The 4,284-nt window shown below is 66.6% G+C and carries 4 protein-coding genes; 1 reads left to right on the top strand and 3 read right to left on the bottom strand.

Annotated elements, in window-relative coordinates:
- Positions 1–53 precede the first annotated feature (53 nt).
- The 3 genes from paaC to paaA are packed head-to-tail and all read right to left on the bottom strand — an operon-like array spanning position 54 to position 2,188.
- Positions 54–857 (bottom strand): 1,2-phenylacetyl-CoA epoxidase subunit PaaC, encoded by an 804-nt coding sequence (paaC, locus tag C4B30_RS34920; protein WP_105133680.1) that lies wholly within the window; start codon positions 855–857, stop codon positions 54–56.
- Positions 858–867: 10 nt separating this feature from the next.
- Positions 868–1,152: a 1,2-phenylacetyl-CoA epoxidase subunit PaaB gene (gene paaB / locus C4B30_RS34915; RefSeq protein WP_006482881.1), complete on the bottom strand. Its 285-nt coding sequence runs from the start codon at positions 1,150–1,152 to the stop codon at positions 868–870.
- Positions 1,153–1,189: 37 nt separating this feature from the next.
- A complete protein-coding gene (gene paaA, locus C4B30_RS34910) occupies positions 1,190–2,188 on the bottom strand; it encodes a 1,2-phenylacetyl-CoA epoxidase subunit PaaA (RefSeq protein WP_105133679.1) in 999 nt (332 codons plus the stop codon).
- A 325-nt stretch (positions 2,189–2,513) separates the two neighbouring features.
- Between paaA and C4B30_RS34900 the strand changes: the two genes are divergently transcribed.
- Positions 2,514–3,776 (top strand): SGNH/GDSL hydrolase family protein, encoded by a 1,263-nt coding sequence (locus C4B30_RS34900; protein ID WP_105133677.1) that lies wholly within the window; start codon positions 2,514–2,516, stop codon positions 3,774–3,776.
- Positions 3,777–4,284 lie beyond the last annotated feature (508 nt).

Below are 4,284 nucleotides of genomic sequence, written 5' to 3'. Positions count from 1 at the left end.
GGGCGGGGGCGGCGGTCTGGGCGGACATCATCGGGCTCCGTGGCGTGGGCCGGTTACCAGCTCGCGCCGGGATGCTGGCGCGCGAGGCTCTGCATTTCGGCGAGCAGGTAGCCCATGTGTTCCGAGTGCTCGCCCTGCTTGCCGGTCGTCACATGCTTGACCGGCGCCGGCTGCGTGAGCGTGGCCTCGGCGAGCGCGTCGTCCACGTCCGCGCGCCACGCGGCCTCGATCGCGGCCGGCGCCGGGCCGATGCCCGGTGCGACGATCGCGTCGTCGATCGCATCGGCGGCGAAGAATTCGCGCGTGTACGGCATCAGGTAGTCGAGCGCGGCCTGCGCGCGGCGGTGCGATTCGTCGGTGCCGTCGCCGAGGCGCACGAGCCACTCGCGCGCATGCTGGACGTGATAGCGGGTTTCCTTCACCGATTTCGCGGCGATCGCGGCCAGTTGCGTGTCGGTCGACGTTTCCAGCGCGCTCCACACGTGCAGCATCAGCGCCGCGTACAGGAAGTTGCGCACGATCGTCACCGCATAGTCCTTGTCGGCGTGCGCGGTGCCGGAGAACGGGCCGTAATGCGGCAGCTCGGCGAGCGTGAAGTTCGCGAATTCGCGCTCGGAGCGGAAGTACGCGTAGTCGTCCTCGGTCTTCGTCGCGCCGGTGAGCTGGCGCTCGAGCTCGGCCGCGTGCGTATACAGCATGCGCGCCTGGCCGATGAGGTCGAGGCTCATGTTGGTGAGCGCGATGTCTTCCTCGAGGATCGGGCCGTGGCCGCACCATTCGGCGTTGCGCTGACCGAGGATCAGCGCGTTGTCCGCGAGGCGCAGCACGTAGGAGAGGTGTTCGGGCGTGATCGTCATGGCGCGGGCGTTACATGTGGTTGACTTCGTCGGGCAGCGTGTAGAACGTCGGGTGACGGTAGATCTTGTCGCCCGCCGGCTCGAACAGTTCGGCCTTTTCGCTCGGATCCGACGCGGTGATCGCCGACGACGGCACCACCCAGATGCTCACGCCTTCCTGGCGACGCGTGTAGACGTCGCGCGCCATGCGCAGCGCCATCGTCGCGTCGGCGGCGTGCAGGCTGCCGCAATGCTTGTGGTCGAGGCCCTGCTTGCTGCGCACGAACACTTCCCAGATCGGCCATTCCTTGTTCATCGCTTTCTCCTGATTCCTGAATTCGAGGGGGTGCCGCTCAGGCGGCGTGCTGTTTGGCGCGGGCGCGGCGCTTCGCTTCGTGCGCGAGCGCGGCTTCGCGCACCCAGGCGCCGTCCTCGTGTGCTTTCACGCGAGTCGCGAGGCGTTCCTTGTTGCACGGGCCGTCGCCGTTGACCACGCGCCAGAATTCGTCCCAGTCGATCGTGCCGTAGTCGTGATGGCCGCGCGCTTCGTTCCATTTCAGGTCGGGATCGGGCAGCGTCACGCCGAGCACCTTCGCCTGGTCGACCGTCGCGTCGACGAATTTCTGGCGCAGATCGTCGTTCGAGATCCGCTTGATGCCCCATTTGGCGGACTGGCTGCTGTGGACCGAATCGGCGTCGCTCGGGCCGAACATCATCAGCACCGGCCACCACCAGCGGTCGACGGCCTGCTGGACCATCGCGCGCTGCGCGTCGCTGCCCTTCATCATCGACAGCAGCGCGTCGAAACCCTGGCGCTGGTGGAACGACTCTTCCTTGCACACGCGGATCATCGCGCGCGCGTACGGACCATACGTGCAGCGGCACAGCGGGATCTGGTTCATGATCGCGGCGCCGTCGACGAGCCAGCCGATCACGCCGACGTCGGCCCAGGTCGGCGTCGGGTAGTTGAAGATGCTCGAGTATTTCGCCTTGCCGGCGTGCAGCGCGTCGACCAGCGCATCGCGCGATACGCCGAGCGTTTCGGCCGCGCTATAAAGATAGAGGCCGTGGCCGGCTTCGTCCTGCACCTTCGCGAGCAGGATCGCCTTGCGCTTCAGGCTCGGCGCGCGCGAGATCCAGTTACCTTCCGGCAGCATGCCGACGACTTCCGAATGCGCGTGCTGCGAGATCTGGCGTACCAGCGTCTTGCGGTACGCGTCGGGCATCCAGTCCTGCGGTTCGATCTTGCCGTCCGCGGCCATCACCGCATCGAACCGCGCCTGCTCGGGCGACTCGGCTGCGGCGTCGAGCGGCGCGACGTTGCCGGGGATGTCGAGGGATTGCGTGTACATGGCGAAGGCTCTCGTCCGGTTGAATGTGTGCGAAGTATAAACCAACCGACCGGTCGGTTAATAAATTTCTTGCGGATTTGCGGCGGGACTCGGGTAAACGAGGGAGGTCGGGGCGCGATCAGGTGGCGCGAATTCGGCTCCGCGCATGGGGCTTCGCGTTTTCGCGCCAGCGCGAGCGCGCGGTCCCGCTCGCGCTGCTCGGCGACACGATGAGGGACGTCCCAGACCGACACGCCGGTCGCAGCGACCGCGACGCCCGCGGCGACCCCGAGCGCCGGCCACGGCACTGCGGCACAATGCCCGCTTTCCGATGAGGATTTTGCCGATGTCATTTCGAAGCAGTTTCGCCGCGGTAGTGCTGGGGGCGGCCGTTTTCGTGTCGCCGCTTGCGGCGTCGGCCGCGCAGGGCGGTTGGGTCGCCGCGTGGGCGACCGCGCTGCAGCCCATTCCCGATCTCGCCGCACCGCCGCCGCTCTACCGCGCACCCGACGTGGCCGGGCGCACCGTGCGCCAGATCGTCTACCCGACCGTGTCGGGGCGGGCCGCGCGGATTCGCGTGAGCAACGCATACGGTCGCGCGCCGCTGGTCGTCGAGGCCGCGAGCCTCGCGCGCGCCGGCGAAGGGGCGGCACTCGGCGGCGCGGCGGTGCCGGTCCGGTTCGGCGGCAAGGCGTCGGTGACGCTTGCGCCGGGCCAGGAACTCGAAAGCGATCGGGTGGCGATCGACGTGACGGCCGCGCAGCCGTATGCGATCAATCTCCAGATGGGGCCGAACCAGCGGATGACGGTCTGGCATCGCGTGTCGAACCAGTTCAACTATGTGTCCGCACCAGGCGAGCACGTGAGCGATCCGGGCGCCGCCGCGTTCCGCACCCGTTTCACCCAATATGCGTGGGTAACCGAACTGGCCGTCGAGACGGGTTCTGCTCACGCCAGCGTCGCCGCGATCGGCGATTCGATCACCGACGGGCTGCGCTCCAGCGTGAACCGGAACCGTCGCTGGCCCGACGCGCTCGCGCGCCGGCTGGCGGCGTCGGGCGCCGATTCGATCGGCGTCGTGAATCTCGGCATTAGCGGCAACCGGCTGCTCAGCGATTCCGCGTGCTACGGCACGTCGCTGGCGTCGCGGTTCGAGCGCGATGCGTTGTCGCGCTCGGGCGTGAAGGCGGCGATCGTGCTGATCGGGATCAACGACATCAACTTCGCGGCGATGCCGCCGCGCACGGGGCTCGATTGCGATCACCCGCATACGCAGGTGACGGCCGTGTCGTTGATCGACGGCTATCGCCGGCTGATCGAGGCGGCGCACCGGCAGGGCGTGAAGGTCTTCGGCGCGACGCTCACGCCGGCGGCGTTGCCGGCCGGACGCGAAGCGATCCGGCTCGAGGTGAACCGGTGGATCCGCGGCGGCGGCGGGTTCGACGGCGTGGTGGATTTCGATGCGGTGCTGCGCGATCAGGCGCGCCCAAGCGTGCTGCAGCGCCGATACGATAGCGGCGACGGTATCCATCCGAGCGATGCGGGCTACGCGGCGATGGCCGACGCGGTGCCGGTCGAGCAACTGCAGGCTGCGGCGGGCGGCAAGTGACGCGCTTCTATATATAGAGGGAAAGGTTGTCGACGGGCTGCGGCCCGACAGCGCGACATCGTTCGTCGAGCCCAAAGCGTCCGTGCGCGACAGCGCACGGAGGCTTTTTCAAATTTTCTTCACAAAGGGCTTGCGCGGATGGGGGTGGGTGCTTAGAATCACGCCTCTTTCGCGCTAACGGAAACGCGGCGCGGGAGGAAGGGAAGCGGTGCTGGTGAGGTTCGGTGGTAACGAGCCTTGGCGGCGCAGGAAGATGGACCCCGCAGTCGCAACGATGTAGGTAAAAAGTTGTTGACGAGCTGCGAAACACGGTTCATAATCTCGCTTCTCTGCTGCTGAAAACGCAGCGCTGCCGGGAAACTTCAGGTTTCTCGCAGAAATGCTCTTTAAAAATTAACAGCCGATAAGTGTGGGCGCTTGATGGAAGCGAGCTGATCCTCGGATCAGAAAGCGAAAGTATCAAGAGTCTCACACTAAAGTAAGTCAGGTTTATGAAGTGATTCATATT

It is taken from the genome of Burkholderia sp. BE12 (assembly GCF_002959955.1).
In the GTDB taxonomy this organism is placed as follows: Bacteria; Pseudomonadota; Gammaproteobacteria; order Burkholderiales; family Burkholderiaceae; genus Burkholderia.
This window is presented reverse-complemented; position numbering and strand designations above follow the sequence as displayed.